This is a genomic window from Streptomyces sp. NPDC044061 (assembly GCF_056434305.1).
The window spans coordinates 152,493-173,943 of sequence record NZ_JBWKFL010000013.1; the positions used below are offsets into that span (position 1 = coordinate 152,493).

A 21,451-nucleotide genomic window follows, 5' to 3' on the forward strand; every position below is an offset into this window, starting at 1 on the left:
TCGGGATGGGTGACACGCAGGACTGGGCTGCCGGACCCGGAGCGGCGGAGCGGGCGCGGTCGGTGCTCGCCGCCGCGTGGTCGTGCGGGGTGACCGCGGACGGTGCCCGCGAGGAGTACGTCGGCGCGCACTCCGTGACCGAGGGCGGCGGGGTGCTGCTCGACGTGCCCGAGGACAGCGCCCTGCTCGCGGCCGCGGTGTGCGCCCCGCGCGGAGAGCCGTCCGCCGTGCTGGAGTTCGCCGACGCCGCCCCCGTCCCGGTGCGCGCGCGGATCCGCGCCAGGGTGTGGCTGGCCGGCTGGTTCGCCCGGGCCGGCGGACCGCTGCTGTTCCGGCCCACACGCGTGGTGCTGCGGCAGCCGTCCGGTGCCGTGCTCGTCGACCTCGACGAGTTCGCGGTCGCCCGGCCCGACCCGCTGGCCACCGCCGAGGCCCGGCTGCTGACCCACCTCGCCGACGCCCACCCGGACGCCGTCGAGCGGCTCACCCGGCTGGTGCGGCCCGAGAGCCTGCACGCCGCGACCCGGGTGGCGCCCCTCGCCGTCGACCGGCACGGCCTCACCCTGCGCATCGAAGGCAACCGCGCCCACGGCGACGTACGCCTGCCGTTCCACACGCCCGCCGACGACGTCGCCCAGCTCACCGAGCGCATGCACGCGCTGCTGGCGCAGGCGAGCGCCGCCGCCTGCCCCCGGACGCTACAGCGGCAGCGCGCAGACGGCGACGGGTGAGGCGAACGGCTCGGCCGCCGGGCGCAGTTCGCCGCTGCCGGTGTCCACATGGAAGACGCTGACCGTCCCGGAGCGCTGGTTCGCCGCGAACAGCAGCCGGCCGTCGGGCGAGAAGGCGATCTGCCGCGGGAAGTCGCCGCCGACCGGCACCGTGCCCAGCAGCCGCAGCCGGGCCCCGCCGTCCTCCACGGCGTACCGCGCGATGCTGTTGTGGCCGCGGTTGGCGAGGAACGCGTACGAGCCGTTCGCGGTCACCAGGATCTGTGCCGGGTAGTTGGTGGTGTCCCCGTCCGAGCCCGTGGACTGCGGGTCGCCGATCGTCAGGCGGCCGGTGGACGGGTCGTAGGCGCAGACGGCGACCGTGTCGTCGACCTCGTTGGCCAGGTAGGCGTGGTGGCCGTCCGGATGGAAGGTCAGATGACGCGGGCCCGCGCCCGGCCGGGTGCGCGCCCGGGCCGCCTCGGTGAGCGTGCCCTTCACCGGGTCGAGGCGGTAGGTGTAGACGGTGTCGGTGCCCAGGTCGACGGCGAGGACCTGACCACCGTCCGGGCTGGTGATGAACTGGTGTGCGTGCGGGCCCTGTTGGCCCGGGCCGGGCGGCGGGCTGGTGTGGGTGACCAGGTCGGTGCGCTCACCGAGGGCACCCGTGGTGTCGATCGGGTGCACCGCGACGCTGCCCGACTGGTAGTTGGCGCTCAGCAGCCACCGGCCGCCGGGGTGGACCGACAGATGGCAGGGTGCGCCACCGCCCGTGCTCCGGCTGCCGAGGATCCGCCGGTCCGCGAGCCGCACCGCGGTGACCGCTCCGTCCTGGCGCTCGTCGACCGCGTACAGCGTGCGGCCGTCCGGATGCACCGCGAGGTACGACGGGTCGGCGATTCCGATCGGTGTCCCCGCGCCGCTGATCCGGCCCGTCGCCGGATCGTACGAGGCCAGTGCGATGCCGGTGCCGCCGCCGTCGACGGAGGTGTAGGTGCCGATGTGGAGCGGCCGGGGCGGGTCGGCCTTCCCGGGCGGCCGGGGCGCCGTCCGCTCCTGGGCCGCGGGAGTGTTCCGCGGGAGCGGGGCCGCCGGCGCGGGCATGACCACGACGGCGGCCGCGCCCGCCACGGCTCCGACGAACCGGCGCCTGCTCCAGCCGCCGGCGGGCTCCCCGCCTCGCTCGGGCAGCGGAGAGCCCCGCCGCGCCGCCCGCGCGTCCCTGTCCATGCCGCACCTCAGGTCATCGGTTGCCCCGCTCGTGGCAGCCACCTTGGCGCGGATCCACCGCCAAAGGCAAGAAGGGCAACGTGCATTGCATGCACTGCAACGCCCGAGGCGTCACCACTCCCCGTCCTCGACCGGCTTGCCCGGCGCGTCCTTCAGCGGGAGCACCTGGCCCGCGGACGGCTGCTGCCACGGGTCCAGGTCGTCCCCGAGCCAGTCACCGACCGGCTTGACGGCCTCCAGGGTGTCCGCGGGGGCGAGGTCCTCGGCGTCCTCGTCGTAGTAGTCGTACCAGGGCAGTCCCGCGTTCGTGTACGCCGCCCGGTCCACCGGCGACGGCGGGGGCGCCTCGCCCGTGATGCGGCGCCACTCGGGCGGCGTGACCAGGTGCACGAACACCCGCCCGGCGGGCGTCCCGGACCAGTCCGAGAGCGGCCGGTCGTCCCGGTAGACCTCCTGGCGCATCGAGCCGCCGACCCCGAGGCCCATGGCCGCCGCGCGCCGCGGGGGCGCCGCGGCCGCCGGGGCCGAGGGAGGCGGCATGGGCCCACCGGGGGCGGCGGCCGCCATGGGCACGGGTCCGCCGAAGCCGCCCGGCGCCGGTGGTCCGCCGTAGCCGCCGGTCGCCGTCATCGACCGTGTCCGCTCGCGCCGCTCCGCCTCACGGCGCCGCCACTCGGCCAGGAGCTCCTCCTTCAGCGGGAACGACTGCAGCTGCACGCCGCCCCACACCTCCTCGCCGGTGACCTGTCCCTCCACGGTCGCGCCGAGACCCAGTGGTACGGCGACGAACTGGCGGACCGTCCCCTTGCCCGAGTTGATGCCGTCCAGCCAGGGCTGGCGGGGCAGCACCACGTAGTTCTGCGGATCGCGGGCGAGACGGCCGCGCCACGGCTCGCCGGAGACGGCACACACCTTGCCCACACCGACCTGGAGGGCGGCCGGCTCCGCCGTACCGGCGAAACTCAGCCACATGGCCTCCCGCAGGTACACCGGCAGCATCACGCCACCGCGCGCCCGCCACTCCTCGGGAACCCGGCCGGCGTAGTCGGACACCCGCCGGACCGGGAACTCGCCGAGCCCCGGCGGCAGCGGATGCGTGCCCTTCTCGGGCAGCCGCAGCGTGCGCACGAACCGCACCGCGACACCGCCCGGCAGCCGCAGCGTGTTCCCGTCGATCCGTACCCCGGTGTCGGCCATGCGGTCCGCCCCCTTGCCTCAGGCCCTGACGTCGAACTCCCTCACCGAGAACGCTCGCCGACCCCGGTTCGGTTCCGCCACAGGTCCTCCTGGACGCCGAGGCGCTCGCGCAGCCGGTTCACCCGCGGCAGCTTCTCCCGCTGCTCCCGGGACACCCGGTCCAGCTCCTCCAGCAGGCGCCGGGTGCGGTGCTCGGTGTTGAGCTCGTCGATCATCCGGTTCGCCTCGGTCAGCACGGCGCCGAACAGCTGCCAGTTCGCCCAGTCCTCGCGGACCTCCTCCTGGAGCAGCTCGGCGAGCCGGTCGCGGCTACCGGCCGCGGTGTGCAGCTCGGCCGTCAGCCGCGCCTCGGCCGACTCGGCGTTCTCGCTCAGGTGGGTGGTCACCAGCACCGCGAAGCTGACCACCGCGTCGGCGATCTCGGAGAGCAGCTGCTCGACGGTGGCCCCGACCCGGGGCGGGAACAGCTCCTCGGAGCCGCGGGCCTTCGCCAGGTCCGTGAAGGAACGGGCCAGCACCCGCAGCACGACCGCGCAGATCTCCAGCGTGTCCAGGCCCGTGCGCAGCACCACCCGGTGCAGCAGGCCCTCCTTGACGCGCGGATTGAGCCGCAGGCTGTCCTCCGCCTGCCGCAGCGCCGCGTCCACCTGGACGATGTCGTGGTCGAGCCGGCGCGCCTCGTGCAGCCGCTCGGCCGCCCGCTGCCAGGGAATGCGGCCCGCGGCCTCCTCGCCCATCCGCAGCATCAGCTGCCGCACCCGGCGGGCCAGGTCCTCGATCGACTGCCCGGCCTTGTCCACCCAGACCGGGGGCGGCAGCAGCAGGTTGCAGGCCATGCCGACGACCGCGCCGATCAGCGTCTCCACGATCCGCGCCCAGGCGGTGAACCCGACGGTGGTGACCCCGAGCACCAGCATGGCGCTGATCGCCACCTCGGCCACGTACTCGTCGACCCGCACCAGGTGCCCGACGGCCAGCGAGGCCACGATGAGCAGCGCGAGGCTCCACCAGGTCAGACCCACCAGGAGACTGAAGGCGATGGCGACCAGGACCCCGGCCACCACCGAGTTCACCCGGCGGATGCCGTTGGTGAGCGTGGCGTAGAAGGTGACCTGGACGACCAGCAGGGCGGTGAGGGGGGCGGTCAGCGGGGCCGGCTCCGGACTCAGTCGCAGCGCGATGACATAGGCGATCGTCGCCGCGGCGGCCGACCGCAGTGTCTGGACGACCACCGGCTCCCGGCGGCGGCCCACCAGGCGCCGCAGTTCCTCGGTCCACTTCCGTACGTCGAGCATCCCTTGGCCTGTTCCCCATCCTCGGGCAGGCCGAACGTGCCGACTTGAGGACCGTATCTGTCCGCAAGCACCTCTAGATTGGTCTCGTCGGTCAGGACACGGGGTGAGGGGAACAGCATGGTGGCGAACCAGGCCGTCGAGGGCGTCGAGGTACTCACCCGGGCGCACGCCTATCTGCGCGAGGTGGTGGCGGCGGTACCTGAGGAGGCGTGGGGCGCGCCGACGCCGTGCAGCGAGTGGACCGTACGGCAGGTGCTCAATCACGCCCGGATCGACCAGCAGGTGTACGGCCTCGCGATCACCGGCGGGCGTCCCGACGCCGACGCTTTTCAGCCGTCCGATGCGCTCGACGGCGACCCGGTGGCCGAGCTGACGAAGATCCTCGACTTCGTGGCGGACACGTACGCCGGACTGCCCGCCGACGCCGAGTCGGTGCCGACCCCGCTCGGCCCGCTGCCCCTGCCGCTCGCCGCGGCGGCCGGCGCGATGGACGCGGCCGTGCACGCCTGGGACATCGCGGTGGCCACCGGTCAGGACCGTCCGCTCGCGCCGGACCTGGCCGCGGCCATCCGACCGGTCGCGGACCGGCTGGTGCCGTTTCTCCGTGAGACGTACCAGGTCTTCGCCCCCGAGACCGTGCCACCACGGAACGCCGACGCCGCCGCGTCCCTCCTCTCCTTCCTCGGCCGGGACCCGCACTGGACACGCCCGGCTTCCTGAAGGTCTCCCCGGGGCGGCGCCGCGGTGCGGCCGCCCGGGCCTGCCTCGGCCGGGGCATCGGGCGGCGTTGAGGTCGTGCGGCGGCTGCCGGGGCGCTCGCCCCGGCCCCGGCATCGAGCAGTCGCCGGGCGAACATCGCGGTCCTGGGCTGCCGGCTCAGACGTACAGCTTGTCGAGGAAGGCGAAGAGGTTGCCGGCCGTCCGGGCGATCTGTTCCTCGAGGGTCAGGCTCTCCTCGAACCGGCCCCCGGAGTCCGGCACCTTCTTCCCCCGCACGTACAGCGAGCACGCCAGGTCCGTGCACATGTACACCCCCACCGAGTTGCCCTCGCGGCCGGCCGCGCCCGCCTTCCGGGCGGTCATCAGCGACACCCCGCCACCGGGATGCGTCGTCAGGCACACCGAACACATGCTGCGGTGCAGGAACCCGCGCTGCGAGGCCGGGAAGCGCAGCGCCACGCCGGCCGTCCGTCCGTCCCGCTCGGCGACCAGATAGCTGCGGTCGGGCGCCCCGGGATCCCGCCAGCCGAGGAAGTCCAGGTCGTCCCACGGCCGTTCACCGAGGTCGCGCGGCACCGCAAGGCGCTTGGCCTCCCCCTTGGAGCAGTTGACAAAAGAGTTGCGGATGTCCTGCTCGGTGAGGGATCTCATTGGTGGGTCCTTCCGGATCCAGTAGCCATGAACCTAGAGGGTCTAGGTTCATGGCTAGCCTAGGTAGTCAAAGGGAGGGCGGGCGAATGGATTTCCCGGAGGGGATGCCGCCGCGCGCCCGGTGTGCGGTGGGCCATGTGGCCGCGCGGGCGTCCGGACCCCCGCTCGATCCCGGCCTGCGCATCACGCTCAACTTTCACCCGGACCGGCTGTCCGCCGGGCTGCCGATCCTCGAGGCGCTGGCCCGGGACGGCGCCTACCACTCGCAGTTTGTCACCGGCACCTCCAACGGTGGGCTCACCGCGCATCCCGGGGGTGACCGCCGGCGCTGGGAGAGCCGAATCTTCGGCGGTGCCTACGACGACGCGGCGCCGGGGGAGCGCCCGGTGTACGGCGCGCTGAACTTCCGCGGCCAGGTGGTCGGCGCGGCCCCGCGTTTCGGCTCCTCCCACTTCCGGCTGGCCGGTCCGGTCCTGGCTCGGGCCAGCTTCTGCTACCCGGACAGCGCGGCCGAGTCCACCGACTTCGGCGTGGCCTCGGCCCTCTCCCTCGTCGCGCTCGCCGAGGCGGACGAGCGGGACGCCCTCGACGACTACATCGAGAGCCAGGTGCACGCGGGAGTTCTGCTCGCCCGGGACGTCGAGGCGCTCGTGCTCGACGCGTGCTACCGGGGCACGTCGGTGCAGGCGGCGGCCCGGCGGCTGCCCTGCCCCCTCGAATGGCACCCCGGCTACCGGCTCACCGTGCCCGAGCTGCGCCGCCACACGGACTATCGCGGCCCGGAGTACGCCGAGCTCGGCGCCCGGATCGCCCAGGGTGGCCTCGTCACCCCGCGCGTCATCGGCGACGCGGCCCGCACCGGCCGGTACCACCTCCAGGACCTGAAGATGGTGTGGCACACCCTCGCCCGCTTCGGCGCCCCCGAGGGCGCGGGCACGGCCCGCCCCGCCCCGGCGTCCGGCGCGGACGTTTCGCCCTCGGCCTTGGTGTCCGACGTGGGGGCTTCGCCCTCCGGGTTGGTGTCCGGTGCGGGTGCTTCGTCCTCAGGCCCGGCCTCCGGTGCGGGTGCCTCTTCCATCGGTCCGGCGTCCGAGGCGGGCGCTTCTCCCACCGCCCGGCCCCCGAGACAGCCACCCCTCACCCCGCCCCGGTCACCCTCGCCTCCGGTGGCCACACGCCGGGCGTGAGCACGCCCAAGGCGTAGGCGCGGGCGACCAGTTCGGTGCGGTTGGCCGCGGTCCACCGGGCCGACAGGCGCCGTAGGTGGTAGGTGACGCCGTCCTTGCTGAGGCCCAGCTCGCGGGCGGCCCGGGCCGTGGTGCCGCCCTGGGCCAGCAGCGCCGGCACCCGGCCCTCCACCGGCGTGACCGCGGCGGGCTCCGGCTCGGCGCGGGTCGTGCGGGCCACCAGCCCGCGCCGTGAAGGTCTCGCCGTGGACCGCCCACTGACAGCACGTCATCTGTTGTCCCATCAGGTCGAGTTGGGGGAGCGGCCGACCGTGCGGCAGCTCGCCCTGCTCGCCGAGGCCAACCCGTGCCCGCCCGAGCGCGCCGCCCTCGCGGCCCTGACCGGCGACGATCCCCGCACTCTGGTGGAGATCCTCCAGGACCACCCCGCCCTGCGGGGCGCCCTGGACTGGCCGCGCCTCCTCGACCTGCTGTCCCCGATCCGCCCCCCGCCACTACTCCATCTCCTCCTCCCCGGCGGCCCACCCGCGCCACGTGGACCTCATGGTCTCCGTGCTGGACGCCCCCGCCCGCTCCGGAAGGGGTCGCTACCGGGGCACCGGCTCCGGGTACCTCGCGTCCCTGCGGCCGGGCGACACCGTGTACGCCCGCGTCCAGCCCTGCCGGGAGGCCTTCCGGATCGACGGCGGTGGCCCCGTGGTGATGGTCGCGGCGGGCACCGGGCTCGCCCCGTTCCGCGGCGCCGTCGCCGACCGCACAGCGGCCCGCGCCGCAGGGGCCGAACTGCCTCCGGCACTGCTCTACTTCGGTTGCGACGCCCCGGCGCGGACTTCCTGCACGCCGCCGAACTCCGCGCTGCCGAGGCCGCCGGAGCCGTGTCCCTGCGCCCGGCCTTCAGCGCCGCGCCCGACAACGGTGCCCTCTTCGTGCAGCACCGCATCGCCGCCGAGGCCGACGAGGTCTGGGAGCTGCTGACCGCCGGGGCCCGGGTGTACGTCTGCGGCGACGGCGCCCGGATGACACCCGGCGTTCGCGAGGCGTTCCGTACCCTGTACCGGGAACGCACCCCCGGCGCCGACGGGGCGGCCGCCGGACGGTGGCTGGACTCGCTCGTGGCGGACGGGCGGTACGTCGAGGACGTGTACGCGGCGGGGTGACCCGCACGGGAGGGAGCGCAGGGTGGGGGAGCCGGAGGAGCGGGCCCGGCGGGTCCTGGCCGCGGCGGGCATCCCGCCCGGCCGGCTGACCGGGGTGCGCCCGCTGGGCGGCGGCACCTGCAACACCGTCGAGGAACTGCGGCTCACCGACGGCACCCGCTGCGTCCTGAAGGCCGCGCCGAACGCGCCCGGCCCGCGCTACGAGGCCCGCCTGCCGCACTCCGAGGCGGAGTTCTCGCGCGCCGCCGCCGAGGCCGGCGTCCCCGCACCGCGCACGCTGCACGCCGACCCCACCCCACAGGTACGGCACCTGCTGCAGACCGCCTGCCCCGGCGCCCCCTGGGACGATTCCCCGACGAAGGCCGAACGGGCCCCGTTGCGCGCGGAGTTGGGCGGTCACGTCGCCCGGCTGCACCGGGTTGCCGGGCCTGGCTTCGGTTACCCGTCCGGCGCCCTGGGCCCGCTCGTCCCCGACTGGCGGACCGCGTTCACCGCGATGTTCGACGCGGTCCTGGACGACGCCCGCCGCTACGGGGTCCGGCTGCCCCGGCCCGTCGACGAGGTGGCCCGTACCGCCGGTGCCGCCCACCCCGCCCTGGGCGAGGTCACCGAGCCGCGCCCCGTCAACTTCGACCTGCGGCCGGGCAACGTCCTCGTCGAGCGCGCGCCCGACGGCACCCGCATCGGCGGCCTCATCGACGGCGAGCGCATGTTCTGGGGCGACCCCCTCGCGGACTCCGTCTACCTCGCCCTGCTGGGCGACATCGAGAAGGACGAGGCCTTCCTCGCGGACTGCCGGCAGGCCGGGGGCCACGCGGAGTTCGGGCCGGCGGAGCGCCTGCGGCTCGCCCTCTACCGTGCCCACCTCTACCTGATCATGCTGGTGGAGACGGTCCCGCGGGCGGTCGCGGAGGGGCACGCCCGCTGGGTCCAGGAGGCGGTCGCACCGGAACTCCTCGCGGCGCTGGACGGGATCAAGGTGGCCCGCGCTTAGCTCACCACATGAAATAAGGGTTGTCGGAAAGTCGCGTCCGGGCTGTTCCGAAGGGTATGTTGCAGGTCGGGACAAGGTTCGGAGGGAGCCACATGGCGGGGCGGAACGGGCGCACGGTACGCGACCTCAGACGGGGCAACCGCACGGCCGTGCTGCAGCGGCTGTACTTCGACGGCCCGCTCAGCCGCTTCGAGCTGGGCCCGGTCACGGGACTGAGCTCCGGCTCGGTCAGCAACGTGGTCGCGGACCTGGTCGCCGACGGACTGGTCGAGGAGGCCGGCAGCGTCGACTCCGACGGCGGCCGGCCCCGCACCCTGCTGCGCGTCGCCCCGCACAGCGGGCAGATGATCGGCGTCGACGTCGGCGAGACCCGGGTCCGCGTGGAGCTGTTCGACCTCGCCCTCACCGAACTCGCCCGCACCGAACGCCCGCTGACCCAGCAGGGCTACGACGTCGACCTCATCGTCGGTCACATCCGCGACGGCATCGCCGAGGTCCTCGCCGCCGAGGAGGCCTCGCCCGAGCGGCTGCTGGGCGTCGGGGTCGGCGTCCCCGGCATCGTCGAGCACACGGCGGACCGGGGCACCGTGGTGCACGGACAGACCATCGGCTGGGACGCCGTCCCGCTCGAGGAGCTGCTCCGCTCGACCTCCCGACTTCCGGAGAGCGTGCGGTACTTCATCGACAACGGGGCCAAGACCCTGGGCCAGGCCGAGATGTGGTTCGGCGCCGGGCGCGGCGCCCGCAACGCGGTGGTCGTGCTCTTCGGCTCCGGCGTCGGCGCCTGCCTGGTCACCCCGGAGGTGGAGCACGGGCGCGCCGTCGAGTGGGGCCATCTGACCGTACGGGTCCGGGGGCGCCGCTGCCGGTGCGGTGCGCCGGGCTGCCTGGAGGCCTACGCCGGTGCCGAGTCGCTGCTCGCCCGCTGGCGCGAGGAGGGCGGCCGGCCGCCCGAGGGCGCCGACGAGGAGACCGCGCTCACCGCGATGCTCGCCGCCGCCTACCCGGCCGGCGGCCGGGACCCGGACCCCGTCGCGCTCGCCGTCCTGGAGGAGACCGCCGAGTACCTCGGCGCCGGCCTGTCCGACCTGATCAACCTCTTCCAGCCCGAGCGGATCCTGATCGGCGGCTGGGCCGGCCTCCAGCTCGGCACCCGGTTCCTGCCCGCCGTACGCCGGCACGCGACGACGTACGCCCTGCGCCACCCGGCCGACCGGGTCACCATCGACCTGGGCCGGCTCGGCCCCGACGCGGTCACCGTCGGCGCGGCGATCCTGCCCCTCGCCGACTTCTTCGCCCGCGGCGGCCGCCGCGCCGAACCGGCCACCGAGGACCGGCACCCGGCCTGGCGGGCCGCACTGGAGGAGCGGGCGCCGCGCTGAACGGTGTACGGCGGGCTCAGTCCGAGGGCTCGTCCGGTACCGGGTGTTCGGGATGCACCGTGCCCGGGCGCGGTGCGCCACGGGGTCCGGTGCCGGCCTCGTCGGTGGCGGGCACGTCCTCGTCCCTGTCCGGCGCCTCGTCGGGACCACGCCCCTGGGCGGCGTCCCACGGGTCCTCACCGGGACGGGCCTGCTGGTCCGGCAGATCGCGTGGGACCGGCTGCTCGTGTTCACCGGTCTGCGGGTCCGGCTGTGCGGTCATGCGGTTCCTCCTTGGCTCGCCGACACGGCTCAGCCGACCTTCCGCCCGCGCATCGGCTCGGTTTCCATTCCGCCGCCCTTCTGCAGCCCCTCCAGGAACTCCCGCAGCACCTCGTCCGCCGTGCGCCGCGGGTGCCAGCCGAGGCCGGTGCGCGCCCGGGTGCAGTCCATCAGCGGCAGGCGCAGGACCGCGTCGAACAGGTGCGGGGAGGCGGGGAGCAGATGCAGCCCCCAGGCCGCGGCGATCGCCGACCGGGCGGCCGTGCGCGGCAGCCGGACCGAGCGGGTGCCGAGCATCTCGCCCAGGAACGCGGCGTCCACCGGCGGGTCTGCCGCGAGGTTGAAGGCGCCCCGGGCGGTCTCCGAGTGCACCGCGAGCCGGTAGGCCTCGGCGGCGTCGTCGGTGTGCAGCGCCTGCATCCGAAGGCCCCGGACGTCGGGCAGGAACGGCAGCAGCTCGGGCCGGGCCAGCGGGCCCGGCAGGAAGCGGCCGCCGAAGATCCGGCGCTGTTCGCTCGCCGACTCCCACTTGAACAGGAAGGCCGGGCGCATCCGGACCACCCGGACCTCGGGATGGTCACGCTCGAAGGTGTCCAGGGTGCGCTCCAGGTATGCCTTCTCCCGGCAGTAGGCGGCGTCCGGCCAGCCGTGCGTGGGCCACGACTCGTCGACCGGGTGGTCCTTCGGGCCGGGGGAGTAGGCGCCCACGGACGAGGCGTGCACCAGCACCGGCACCCTGGCCGCGGCAACCGCCTCGAAAACCCGGATGCCGCCGAGCACATTGGTCCGCCAGGTGACCGCGGGATCGTGCGTCGGCTGGAACGCCCAGGCCAGGTGGACCACCGCGTCGGCGCCCTCGAACCGCTCGGCCAGGTTGGCCGTCTCGGACGACAGATCGATCGAGGACCACTCCACCTTCGGCGGGGACCACTCGGGCGTCCGCCGCGCGAGACCCCGGACCGACTTGATCCCGGGATCGTCCGAGAGCAGGCGCACCACACTCGTACCGACATTGCCGGTGGCGCCCGTCACCACGACCCTGCTGCCCGTTGCGCTGCTCACCTTCGGCTCCTCTCGGCGGAGGCTTCGGGAGACTCGCCGGGTACCCGTGCGGCGCACGCGCACACGGCGGGGGCAGGGAAAGCCCCGGCCGTGACGGGGGAATCACGACCGGGGCGGCCAGGTGATGGGCACGGATGGCGGTCGCCTCTCGGCGAAAGGCTCCACAGGGCTTCAGCCGAACGATCGTCCCTGTGGGCAAAAGGTGAGGCCCGGGGACACTGTCCCATCCGCACCCACGGTTGGTTAAACGGGCAACCACCTGGGGTGCCGGCCGCCGCGATGACCTGCGTCACTCACTCCTGGTGATGCTCAGGCCAGCGGACTCGTGCCGAGCCGGTCCAGCAGGTCCGCGGGGTCGGCGTACACCGTCTCCGCTCCCGCCTCCTCCAGGTCGGCCCGCGGAATCCCGCCGCACAGCAGCCCCACGCAGCGCACCCCGGCCTTGCCGCCCGCCCGCATGTCCCACACGGTGTCCCCGACGAACACCGCCCGGGAGGCGGGCGCCCCGGCCAGTTCCAGGGCGTGCTCCACGGGCTCCGGGGCGGGCTTGCCCTCCGTCACGTCCTCGGCGCTCGCGGTGCCCGCGATGGCGTCGTCCGCGTCGATCGCCCGGCGCAGCGCGCCCAGTTCGGCGCCGCTCGCGGAGGTGGCCAGTACGACCGTCCAGCCGTCCCCGTGCAGCCGCCGCAGCAGTTCCCCGGCCCCCGGCAGGGCGGGCAGCCGGTCGAAGTACTGGCCGTACAGGGCCTTGTGGGCGGCGCTCAGCTCGGCGTCCCGGTCCTCGTCGCGGTCGTCGCCGAGCAGATGGGCGATCAGGTCCGTGGAGCCCAGGCCGACGGCCCGGTGGACGGCGTGCATGGGCACCCGGTGCCCCGCCTGCCGGAAGGCCTCCCACCAGGTCACGACGTGCAGGTGATTGGTGTCGACGAGGGTTCCGTCGACGTCGAAGACGGCGGCACGGTCCATCCCGGAGGTCCTTTCTCTGGCTCCGGGTCCGGGTACCACGTCAGGAACCCGCCACGCGCGCCGGCGTACGGCCCTCACGCGTCCAGGCCAGCAGCTCCTCGGCGGACCAGGTGGTCACCACCCGTTCGGCGGGCACCCGGCACTCCTCGGCGCGGGCACAGCCGAGGATCTGCCAGTCCAGCTGGCCGGGCGCGTGCGCGTCGGTGTCGACGGAGAACAGCACCCCGGCCGCCACAGCCGTGCGCAGCAGCCGCCGGGGCGGGTCCAGCCGCTCGGGACGGCTGTTGATCTCCACCGCCGTACCCGACTCCGCGCAGGCGGCGAAGACCTCCTCGGCGTCGAACTCCGACTCCGGCCGCCCGCGGCCCGTGACCAGGCGTCCGGTGCAGTGGCCGAGGACGTCCGCGTGCGGGTTGCGCACGGCGGCCACCATCCGGCGGGTCATCGAGCGGGCGTCCATCCGCAGCTTGGAGTGCACGGACACCACCACGACGTCCAGCCGCTCCAGCAGCTCGGGTTCCTGGTCCAGCGAGCCGTCCTCCAGGATGTCGCACTCGATGCCGGTGAGCAGCCGGAACGGCGCCCAGCGCGCGTTCAGGGCGGCCACCACCTCCAGCTGCTCGCGCAGTCGCTCCGGGGACAGTCCCCGGGCCACGGTCAGCCGGGGGGAGTGGTCGGTCAGGACCGTCCACTCGTGGCCGATCCGGGCCGCCGCGCGCCCCATCTCCTCGATCGGGCTGCCGCCGTCCGACCAGTCCGAGTGCGTGTGGCAGTCCCCGCGCAGCAGCGCCCGCAGCTCCGCGCCGGGACCGGAGGCGACCTGCGGGCCGGCCTCCTCCTCCAGCGTGCGCAGATAGCCGGGCACCTCCCCGGCCAGGGCCTCCCGTACCACCTGCGCGGTCTTCGGGCCGACCCCCTTCAGCGACTCCAGGGTGCCGGCCTCCGCCCGCTCGGCGACCTCCTCCGCGGACAGCCCGGCCAGCACCCGCCCGGCGGTACGAAAGGCCTTCACCCGGTACGTGGGCGCCAACGACCGCTCCAGCAGAAAGGCAATCCGGTCCAGGGCGTCGACGGGATCCATGCGAACAGGGTTGCATCCACGCTCCGAAGGGGCGCGGGGAGCCGCGCGACCTGCCGACCTGCGACGGCGCGCGACGGCCCCCGCCCCCACGGCGGTTCGCCCACACCACCCCCGGGTACTGCGAGAACTCGTCCGCGCGACCACCCGAGGAGCCTCGCCATGCCCACACCGGACACGCAGCGAACCGCCGTGATCAACGGCGCGGACAGCGGCATCGGCCGCGCCACGGCCGTGCGCCCGGCCGAGGCGGGCCTGCTACTGCCTGACGACCATGCGCGGTGAGCACGTGACCTGCGGCCGGGGCGCGATCACGTTCAGCCACCCCGTCAAGGGCGGCACCGAGACCGTCCGCACCCTCCGACGACCAGGCGCACACCGTCGCCCGCGCCGCCGGGGCCGTGCGGCGCCGGCAGACCGCGCGCGCCGTCCGGGAGGCCGGCCACTACCCGGGCAACACCCCGGCCGGGTGCCGGTCCTGCTGCATCGATCCGAATGCCTTCGAGCCGTACGAGCGGGACGTGACGATCGCCCCGTGCTCACCCGCCTGGGGGAGCACGGGGATTTCGGGCGCCCGGCCACGCGGGGAGCCGTGGAGGCGACGGTCCTCGATCTTCTGGACGGCTCCCGCGGATGAGTCGTCCTGGCGCGCCGCGTTCTAGGCTCTATTGCATGACCGAACAAGGAGTTCCCCACATCGCGCAACCGCGGGTCATGGTGCTCGGCGTGTGTCCCGGCAGGCCGGGCGAGCCGCCCTTCCGGATCATGGAGATCGACGGTCAGGTGGTCGGCGAGGCCAGGACCGTCACCGATGTCCTCGAGGCCGCCGCCTCCCACGGCATCCCCATCCACGACCTCGACGACCCGGACGCGGTCCGCTGGGTGGGCGGCGGCAAGTACACCTGGACGCTGCACTGAGCCGACGGCTCAGCCGACCGTCCACTTCTGGTTGGCACCGCCCGTGCACGTCCAGATCTGCAGCCGGGTGCCGTTGGCCGAGTTGTTCCCGGTCACGTCGAGGCACTTGTTCGCCTGCGGATTGACGATGTCGTGCGCCGCCGGGAGGGCCCACTTCTGGTTGGGGCCGCCCGTGCAGTCCCACAGCTGCACGGTCGAGCCGTCCGCCGTGCCGTTGCCGGTCACGTCCAGGCACTTGCCCAGCGCCCGGATCGTGCCGTCCGAGCCGACGGTCCACGCCTGTGCGGCGGTGCCGTTGCAGTCGTAGAGCTGGACCGGCGTGCCGTTGGCGGAGTTCGCGCCGGCCACGTCCACGCACTTGCCCGCGAGGCTCCGGATCGGGACACCGGCCGCGGTGCCGCTCGTCGTCACCGACACCGAGTCGACCACCAGTTGCTGGGGGAACTGGGTGGAGCCGTCCGGATCGCCCGGCCAGTAGCCGCCCACCGCCAGGTTCAGGATCAGGAAGAACGGCTTGTCGAACACCCAGGTCTTCCCGCCCAGGTCGGCGGGTGTGCGCCGCTGGTAGACGTTCCCGTCCACCGACCAGGTGATCGAGTCGGGTGCCCAGTCCACGGCGAAGGTGTGGAAGGAGTCCGCGAAGGCCTGCCCGCCGGGCAGGGTGTAGCCGGCGCCTATGCCGCCCGACCCGGAGTAGCCGGGGCCGTGGATGGTGCCGTGCACGGTCGACGGTTCGAAGCCGACGTTCTCCATCACGTCGATCTCGCCCGAGTCCGGCCAGTTCACCGGGGTGCCGAGCATCCAGAAGGCGGGCCACATGCCCTGCCCGCGCGGGATCCTCATCCGGGCCTCGACATGGCCGTACAGCGCGTTGAACTTCCCGGCCGTGTTCATCCGGGCCGAGGTGTACTGGCAGCTGCCGTACCAGCACTGGTAGCCCGCCGGGTTCTCCTTGCGGGCCGTGATCACCAGGTGGCCCTGGCCGTCCAGGGCCGCGTTCTTCGTGCCGGACGTGTAGTACTGCCGCTCGTGGTTGTTGACGTTGTCACCGGTCTCCAGCGTCCACTTCGAGGAGTCGACCGCCGAGCCCGCGGGCCCGTCGAAGTCGTCGGAGAAGGTGCTGACGGCAGCGGCGGCCGCCGGGGCGTCGGTCTGGGCCCGGGCCGGGCCGACGGCGGCCGAGCCGACCAGCGCGGCGGACAGGGCGGCGAGCAGACATCTGCGCAGCAGGCGTGGGGAGGCCATGGCTCTCCGTTCGGCGTGGGGGGTGTGATGCTTCTTGATTTAAGAAGTGAGATAAGGGGGCGTCAATACCTTGGTACGGACCACTTCTTGACGATCACTCAGTCGACGGCTTGCGCACGCGCGCGTGCACCGCACGCCCGAGCCGCCGACCGAGGAGCAGCCAACCGATCAGCGCCCCGGCCGTGTTGAGGATGACGTCATCGATGTCGAAGGCGCGCCCGGTGACCAGCGCCCCCTGGACCAGCTCCACCATCAGCATCACCAGGGCCGTGAGTGCCGCCACCTGGAGAAGGCCCCGGGCGCGTGGCGCGAGGACCGGCACCAGGATGCCGAACGGGACGCCGAGCAGCACGTTCCCGCCGATCTGCTTGACCGCGTCCCGCACCCCCGCGTGCTCCACATAGGCCCTCAGGGACTGGCCGGGGTGCAGATTGCTGTGCGTCAGCGACACCGACGCCGGGGACGGCTGCAGGGTGAGCCGGGCCAGGACGACCGCGAACGCCACCATGAAGGCGAACGCGACCAGCATGGCCAGCAGCCGGACGGGGAGGGCGAGCGCGTGCCGCGCGCGTCCCGGGCGGGCCTTCTCGGTCCGCCCCCGTTTGCCGGGGGAGCGCAGGGCCGCGGGCAGGCGCAGGGCGGAGCGGGTCATTCGGTCCTCCAGTCGTCAACTTCCCGGTGTCGTGGGGCGGTTACCCGCCGAACGGCCGGGGATGCCGCCGCCCCCGCGGCTCCGGACGCTTCCCGCCGGTTTCCGTTCACGCTCCCGGGGCACTCCGGGCACGGGCCCGCGTGCCGCCGCCCTTCAGGTGCCCGGCGGTGCTTGGATGCCCCAAGCGGTGTACCGGACACATGCCCGCATATCTGGCCGAAGCGGATCGAGGAGGTGGCGGATGACCCGGCGTACGGCCCCGCGCAGGGCCCTCCTCGTGGTGGGTGAACTCCTGGCCTGGTGGGCCGGACTCGCCCTGCTGTGGCTCGTGTTCATCACCTCGGTCGACACGCTGGAGCGGATCGTCGGCGCGAGTGCCGCCGCGGTGGCCGCGCTGCCGGCCCGGGCCGGGCGGCGGGCGGTGACCTGGCGGTGAACGGCTGGATCCTCGCGGCCACCGTCGAACTGGGCGTGGCCGGAGCGGCGGTCCTTTGGGGGGTGGCCACCGGCCCGCTGCCCCGCCGGGCCGTGGCCCAGAACCTGACCACCTCCGCGATCTGCCCGGCCCTGCTGCTGCTCGCGCAGGGCTACGACCGCCCCGCCTACGTCGACCTCGCCCTGCTGCTGGCCCTGCTCGGCCCGGTCGGCACCCTCGTCTTCGCCCGCCTGCTCGCCGACGAGCCGGCGGACGACCGGCCGAGCGCCTGGGGACTGACCTGGGCGGCCGCCGGCCTGAGCGCGGTGGTCGTGGTCGCCGTGTGCGTGGCCACCGGCCCCGGCCGGGCGATGGCGAAGCTGCTGGTGATCGGCGCCCTGCTGATCGGCGGGAACGTGATCGCCTCGCGGGCCCTCGCCGGCGGATTCCGGGGAGTGCGCGGTGGCTGACCTGATGCCGGGTGCGTGCGGGGGAGGTGCGGCATGGCCGACGCCGTGATCGTCGTGGCCCTGCTCCTGGTCGCCGCCTCCGCCACCGCCGCCGTGGCCGTGCGCGACCCGGCGCGGCAGGCCCTGGTGCTGTCCCTGCTCGGTGTCGTCCTGGCCGCCCTGTTCACCGTGCTCCAGGCACCCGACGTCGGCCTGTCACAGCTGGCGGTCGGCTCCGCGCTCACCCCGCTCCTGATCATGCTGTCGGTGCGCAAGGTCAGACGGCGCGGGCGGACGAAGGACGGCGCGCGATGAGCCGGCGGCTGCGGCTGTGGCTGCTGGCCGTCGGCGGCGCGGGGATGGCCGCGCTGCTGGTCGCCGCCTGCCTCGACCTGCCCTCCTTCGGAGGCACCCGGCACCCGTACGGCGAGCGGGCCGTGCGCGCCTCCCTGGACCGGCACGTCGCCAACACCATCGCCTCCGTCAACTTCGACCAGCGCGCCTACGACACCCTCGGCGAGATGAGCATCCTGTTCGCCGCCGTCCTCGGCGTCGTGGTGCTCCTGCGCCAGGCCCGCGACGAGCACCGCGCGCAGCCGGAGCCCGCCGACGTGGTCCGGCCCGTCCGCCGCTACGCCCTCGTCGTCCTGCCCGTCGCCCTCCTCACCGGCCTGTACGTCGTCGCCCACGGCCAGCTCAGCCCCGGCGGCGGCTTCCAGGGCGGGGTCGTCGCCGCGACCGCCCTGCACCTGCTCTACCTCGGCGCCGACTACCGCGCCCTGGAACGCGTCCGTCCGCTCGAGACGTACAGGGCCGCCGACGCGCTGGCCGTCTGCGCCTACCTCGTCCTGGGCTTCGCCGGCGTCCTCGCGGGCACCGCGTTCCTGGCCAACACGCTGCTGCCGTACGGCACCTTCAACACGCTGTCCTCCGGCGGCACCGTCCCGCTGCTGAACGCGGCCGTCGGCATGGAAGTGGCGAGCGCGGTCATCGTGCTGCTCGCGAGCTTCCTGGACCAGGCCGTCGAGATCGAGGAGGAACAGGGGAGTTGAGATGGCCGTGATGCACGCCCTGCCCTACCTGGTCGCCGCCTACGTCTTTCTGACGGGCTGCTACGGCCTCGCCACCAGTCGCAACCTGATCCACGCCGTCGGCTGCCTCGCCGTGTGCCAGGCATCCACGTACATCCTGCTGCTGGCCGTCGGATATCGCGACGGCGGCACCGCTCCGGTCTTCTCCGACATCAAGCCCGGCTCGCGCCCGCTCGTGGACCCGGTCGTGCAGGCCCTCACCCTCACCGACATCGTCGTCGGCGCCACCGTCACCGCGCTGCTGCTCGCCCTCGTCCTGCAGATCGCCAAACGGCACGGCACGGTCGACCCCGACGAACTGAGAGAGCTGCGCGGCTGATGCACCACCTGCTCCCGTTGCTCGTCGCCGTGCCGCTGCTCGGCGCCGCCCTGCTGGTGGCCGCCGGCCGTCTGCTGCCCCGGCCGGTCGCCGAGATCAGCGGCTGCGTGGTCTCCGGCGGCACGGCCGCCCTCGCCCTGGTGCTGCTCCTCAACTCCTCGCCCCCGCTGGTGGAATGGGTCGGCGACTGGCGGCCCGTCGACGGGGAGAGCGTCGGCATCGTGCTCGTCGGGGACGGCCCGGCACTGGGCATGGCCGCGCTCGTCTCGCTGCTCACCCTGTCCGCGCTCGCCTACTCCTGGCGCTACTTCGACGAGCCGCCGCGCGGCCACGCCGGCTCCTTCCCGGCGCTGATGCTGGTCTTCCAGGGCGCCATGTGCGGGTTCGCGATCGCGGGCGACCTGTTCAACGCGTTCGTGTTCTTCGAGCTGATGAGCGTCGTCGCCTACGCGCTGACCGGCTATCGGATCGACGACGCCAAGGCCGTGCAGGGCGCGCTGACCTTCGGCGTCGTCAACTCCCTCGGCGCCTACGCACTGCTGATGGGCATCGCCTTGCTGTACGCCCGTACCGGCGAACTGGCCATGGCGAAGATCGGCCGGGGCATCGACGGAGCGGCCGCCCAGAACGGTCCGGACGCCCTGGTCCTCGCCGCCTTCGTACTGGTCATGGTGGGACTGCTGGTGAAGGCGGCCGCCGTGCCGTTCCACTTCTGGCTCCCCGACGCGCACGCGGTCGCACCCACCCCGGTGTGCATGCTGCTGTCCGGCGTCATGGTCGAACTCGGCTCCTACGGCGTCTGGCGCGTGTACGGCACCGTCTTCGCCGGGCCCGGCGGCATCCCGGCCGCCGACCTGACCCGGGCGCTGGTGACCCTCGGCGTGCTCACCTCCGCCGTCGGCGCCGTCATGTGCTGGTACCAGCGGCACATCAAACGGCTGCTGGCGTACTCCACCGTCGCGCACACCGGTCTGTTCCTCGTCGGGCTCGGCGTGCTCACGCCGGAGGGGGACGATGGGATCGCGCTGTACATCGTCGGGCACGCCGGGGTGAAGGCCGCGTTGTTCGCCTGCACCGGCGCCCTGCTCGACCGGTACGGCAGCGTCGACGAGCACGCCCTGCACGGCAGGGCCCGGGCGCTGCGCGCGTTCGGGGTGATGTTCGCGATCGGCGGCCTCGCCCTCGCGGGACTGCCGCCGTTCGGTACGGCGCTCGGCAAGGCGATCGCGGAGGAGGCGGTCGGCGGCCCGCTCACCGTGCTCTACGTGGTGGCCTCCGCGATCACCGGGGGCGCCGTCCTGCGGGTCACGGCCCGGGTGTTCCTGGGCCTCGGCCCGCGCCCGGAGGACGCCGACTACGAGACCAGCGGTGCCGACGAACAGCCCGAGACCGGTGGCATCCTGAGCCGCATCCCCGACTCCATGACCGCGGTGCCCGCCGTGCTGCTCGCCGCGGCCTTCGCCGTGGGTGTGGCCCCCGGCTTCGCCGGACTGGTGGCCCGCTCGGTCAACGAGGCCGGGTCGGGCGGCGCCCACGCCTCCGTCCACTGGACGCTGGAGGGCATCCTGCTGGGCCTGTTCTCCAGCCTGCTCGCGGTGGGCGTCGCCGCCCTCGCCGTGACCCGGCCGCGCTGGGTGGCCGCCCCGGACTGGGCGCTGCCGCTGCGCCGCCTGCAGTCGGGCCACGTCGGCGACTACGTGGCCTGGCTGCTGTTCGGCGCCACCGCGCTGGGCCTGCTCGTCCTGCCGGGGGTGCTGGGCGGCTGACCGGCGGGCGCGGATCAGGACCCGTACGAGACACGCACCTCCTTGAAGCCGAGGGAGCGCAGCAGCCCCCGCAGCATGTCGGTGGTGTTGGTCTCGGCCCGCGCGGTCAGCCCGCTGTCCTTCGCGGCCGCCCCGATGTGCCTGACGGCGAGCTTCTGCACCGCCTGCTCGCTGTTGGGGTTGTCCGAGAACAGGTCGCCGATCCGGTCGAGCAGGCCGCGCTGCTTGGACACGGCGTAGGAGCGGTCGGGGTCCAGGGCCGGTCTGCCGAGCCGGGCGTGCGGCAGCCGGAGGGTGACCGAGGTGCGGTCGCCGTTGACCGACACGTCCTTCCTCCCGATCCGGCCGAGGTCGACGTAGGCGTCCACGGTGCCCGCGCCGACGTACAGGGTGCGGCTGCCGCGGATCGCGTCGGGCAGGTACTTGGCGTCCTTCTCCAGGTCCACGACCACCTGGAAGTTGCCTGAGGCGGCGTCGTAACGGCTCATGTCCTGGATGGACTTGAGCAGTGCGGGGCCGGAACGGTCGTGCGACTCGGTGCCGAACAGGTCCTTGATGCCCGGGAGTACGGCCAGCCTGATGCCCGCGAACAGCACCACGAGCACCAGGACGAACGCGGTCACCACCTTGGCCCAGCCAGGCATGCGCCGGGGCGGGCGACTTGCGGAAGTCGTCATCGCGACGGTCCTCCTTCCTGCTGACCGGA

The 21,451-nt window shown here is 74.0% G+C and carries 23 protein-coding genes and 3 pseudogenes; 14 read left to right on the top strand and 12 right to left on the bottom strand.

Annotated elements, in window-relative coordinates; genetic code table 11:
- Nucleotides 1-5: 5 nt before the first annotated feature.
- Entirely contained in the window at nt 6-731 is a 726-nt protein-coding gene (locus AC07CM_RS22400) for a DUF2470 domain-containing protein (RefSeq protein WP_478878189.1), read from the top strand.
- On the opposite strand, the gene AC07CM_RS22405 is transcribed toward AC07CM_RS22400, so the two are convergent.
- The 3 genes from AC07CM_RS22405 to AC07CM_RS22415 all read right to left on the bottom strand — a co-directional run bounded on the left by AC07CM_RS22405 (nt 699) and on the right by AC07CM_RS22415 (nt 4,432).
- Nucleotides 699-1,940, bottom strand: a complete 1,242-nt coding sequence (locus AC07CM_RS22405) for a lactonase family protein (protein ID WP_478878190.1) — start codon at nt 1,938-1,940, stop codon at nt 699-701. The genes AC07CM_RS22400 and AC07CM_RS22405 overlap by 33 nt on opposite strands.
- 111 nt (nt 1,941-2,051) lie before the next feature.
- Nucleotides 2,052-3,137: a hypothetical protein gene (locus AC07CM_RS22410; protein ID WP_478878191.1), complete on the bottom strand. Its 1,086-nt coding sequence runs from the start codon at nt 3,135-3,137 to the stop codon at nt 2,052-2,054.
- 41 nt (nt 3,138-3,178) lie between these two features.
- Nucleotides 3,179-4,432, bottom strand: a complete 1,254-nt coding sequence (locus AC07CM_RS22415) for an FUSC family protein (protein WP_478878192.1) — start codon at nt 4,430-4,432, stop codon at nt 3,179-3,181.
- A gap of 117 nt (nt 4,433-4,549) precedes the next feature.
- Between AC07CM_RS22415 and AC07CM_RS22420 the strand changes: the two genes are divergently transcribed.
- Entirely contained in the window at nt 4,550-5,152 is a 603-nt protein-coding gene (locus tag AC07CM_RS22420; RefSeq protein WP_478878193.1) for a TIGR03086 family metal-binding protein, read from the top strand.
- Nucleotides 5,153-5,308: 156 nt separating this feature from the next.
- On the opposite strand, the gene AC07CM_RS22425 is transcribed toward AC07CM_RS22420, so the two are convergent.
- Nucleotides 5,309-5,803: an FBP domain-containing protein gene (locus AC07CM_RS22425; RefSeq protein WP_478878194.1), complete on the bottom strand. Its 495-nt coding sequence runs from the start codon at nt 5,801-5,803 to the stop codon at nt 5,309-5,311.
- A gap of 86 nt (nt 5,804-5,889) precedes the next feature.
- Between AC07CM_RS22425 and AC07CM_RS22430 the strand changes: the two are divergent.
- Nucleotides 5,890-6,780 (top strand): annotated as a pseudogene (locus AC07CM_RS22430) (DUF3626 domain-containing protein); the annotation flags it as partial.
- 160 nt (nt 6,781-6,940) lie between these two features.
- Here AC07CM_RS22430 and AC07CM_RS22435 read toward each other — a convergent pair.
- A pseudogene (locus AC07CM_RS22435) lies at nt 6,941-7,189 on the bottom strand (LuxR C-terminal-related transcriptional regulator); the annotation flags it as partial.
- A gap of 10 nt (nt 7,190-7,199) precedes the next feature.
- Between AC07CM_RS22435 and AC07CM_RS22440 the strand changes: the two are divergent.
- The 3 genes and pseudogenes from AC07CM_RS22440 to AC07CM_RS22450 form a co-directional block, all read left to right on the top strand.
- Nucleotides 7,200-8,147: pseudogene (locus tag AC07CM_RS22440) on the top strand (ferredoxin reductase domain-containing protein); the annotation flags it as partial.
- A gap of 22 nt (nt 8,148-8,169) precedes the next feature.
- Nucleotides 8,170-9,141, top strand: coding sequence for a phosphotransferase family protein (locus tag AC07CM_RS22445; protein WP_478878195.1), 972 nt, complete (start codon nt 8,170-8,172; stop codon nt 9,139-9,141).
- A 92-nt stretch (nt 9,142-9,233) separates the two neighbouring features.
- Nucleotides 9,234-10,523 (top strand): ROK family protein, encoded by a 1,290-nt coding sequence (locus tag AC07CM_RS22450; RefSeq protein WP_478878196.1) that lies wholly within the window; start codon nt 9,234-9,236, stop codon nt 10,521-10,523.
- A 16-nt stretch (nt 10,524-10,539) separates the two neighbouring features.
- On the opposite strand, the gene AC07CM_RS22455 is transcribed toward AC07CM_RS22450, so the two are convergent.
- From AC07CM_RS22455 to AC07CM_RS22470, 4 genes are all read right to left on the bottom strand, one after another.
- Complete coding sequence (locus AC07CM_RS22455; protein WP_478878197.1) at nt 10,540-10,785, bottom strand: hypothetical protein; 246 nt, start codon at nt 10,783-10,785, stop codon at nt 10,540-10,542.
- Nucleotides 10,786-10,814: 29 nt separating this feature from the next.
- Nucleotides 10,815-11,846, bottom strand: a complete 1,032-nt coding sequence (locus AC07CM_RS22460; RefSeq protein ID WP_478878198.1) for an SDR family oxidoreductase — start codon at nt 11,844-11,846, stop codon at nt 10,815-10,817.
- A gap of 309 nt (nt 11,847-12,155) precedes the next feature.
- The gene (locus tag AC07CM_RS22465; protein ID WP_478878199.1) at nt 12,156-12,812 is read right to left on the bottom strand and encodes an HAD family hydrolase; all 657 of its coding nucleotides are present in this window, start codon (nt 12,810-12,812) and stop codon (nt 12,156-12,158) included.
- Between the two features lie 40 nt (nt 12,813-12,852).
- Complete coding sequence (locus AC07CM_RS22470) at nt 12,853-13,893, bottom strand: PHP domain-containing protein (RefSeq protein WP_478878200.1); 1,041 nt, start codon at nt 13,891-13,893, stop codon at nt 12,853-12,855.
- A gap of 159 nt (nt 13,894-14,052) precedes the next feature.
- On the opposite strand from AC07CM_RS22470, the gene AC07CM_RS22475 reads away from it, so the two are divergent.
- Complete coding sequence (locus AC07CM_RS22475) at nt 14,053-14,175, top strand: hypothetical protein (protein ID WP_478878201.1); 123 nt, start codon at nt 14,053-14,055, stop codon at nt 14,173-14,175.
- A gap of 387 nt (nt 14,176-14,562) precedes the next feature.
- Nucleotides 14,563-14,808, top strand: coding sequence for a hypothetical protein (locus tag AC07CM_RS22480; RefSeq protein ID WP_478878202.1), 246 nt, complete (start codon nt 14,563-14,565; stop codon nt 14,806-14,808).
- A gap of 9 nt (nt 14,809-14,817) precedes the next feature.
- Here the strand turns inward: AC07CM_RS22480 and AC07CM_RS22485 are convergent, their stop codons facing one another.
- A complete protein-coding gene (locus AC07CM_RS22485) occupies nt 14,818-16,053 on the bottom strand; it encodes a ricin-type beta-trefoil lectin domain protein (protein ID WP_478878203.1) in 1,236 nt (411 codons plus the stop codon).
- A gap of 94 nt (nt 16,054-16,147) precedes the next feature.
- On the bottom strand, nt 16,148-16,705 hold the full coding sequence (locus tag AC07CM_RS22490; protein ID WP_478878204.1) for a VanZ family protein: 558 nt from the start codon (nt 16,703-16,705) through the stop codon (nt 16,148-16,150).
- Nucleotides 16,706-16,946: 241 nt separating this feature from the next.
- On the opposite strand from AC07CM_RS22490, the gene AC07CM_RS22495 reads away from it, so the two are divergent.
- From AC07CM_RS22495 to AC07CM_RS22520, 6 genes are read left to right on the top strand one after another with little or no spacing between them, the layout of a single operon-like run.
- Complete coding sequence (locus AC07CM_RS22495) at nt 16,947-17,141, top strand: hypothetical protein (RefSeq protein ID WP_478878205.1); 195 nt, start codon at nt 16,947-16,949, stop codon at nt 17,139-17,141.
- A complete protein-coding gene (locus AC07CM_RS22500) occupies nt 17,138-17,590 on the top strand; it encodes an MrpF/PhaF family protein (protein ID WP_478878206.1) in 453 nt (150 codons plus the stop codon). The genes AC07CM_RS22495 and AC07CM_RS22500 overlap by 4 nt, the downstream gene beginning before the upstream one ends.
- A gap of 33 nt (nt 17,591-17,623) precedes the next feature.
- Nucleotides 17,624-17,884 (top strand): Na(+)/H(+) antiporter subunit B, encoded by a 261-nt coding sequence (locus AC07CM_RS22505; RefSeq protein WP_478878207.1) that lies wholly within the window; start codon nt 17,624-17,626, stop codon nt 17,882-17,884.
- Nucleotides 17,881-18,621 carry a hydrogen gas-evolving membrane-bound hydrogenase subunit E gene (gene mbhE, locus AC07CM_RS22510; RefSeq protein ID WP_478878208.1) on the top strand — a complete coding sequence of 247 codons (741 nt, stop codon included), beginning with the start codon at nt 17,881-17,883 and terminating at the stop codon, nt 18,619-18,621. Before AC07CM_RS22505 ends, mbhE begins: the two co-directional genes overlap by 4 nt.
- 10 nt (nt 18,622-18,631) lie before the next feature.
- A complete protein-coding gene (locus tag AC07CM_RS22515) occupies nt 18,632-18,979 on the top strand; it encodes a sodium:proton antiporter (RefSeq protein WP_478878312.1) in 348 nt (115 codons plus the stop codon).
- On the top strand, nt 18,979-20,745 hold the full coding sequence (locus AC07CM_RS22520; protein WP_478878209.1) for a complex I subunit 5 family protein: 1,767 nt from the start codon (nt 18,979-18,981) through the stop codon (nt 20,743-20,745). The genes AC07CM_RS22515 and AC07CM_RS22520 overlap by 1 nt, the downstream gene beginning before the upstream one ends.
- Nucleotides 20,746-20,759: 14 nt before the next feature.
- Here the strand turns inward: AC07CM_RS22520 and AC07CM_RS22525 are convergent, their stop codons facing one another.
- The gene (locus tag AC07CM_RS22525) at nt 20,760-21,422 is read right to left on the bottom strand and encodes a DUF4230 domain-containing protein (RefSeq protein WP_478878210.1); all 663 of its coding nucleotides are present in this window, start codon (nt 21,420-21,422) and stop codon (nt 20,760-20,762) included.
- Between the last annotated feature and the right edge of the window lie 29 nt (nt 21,423-21,451).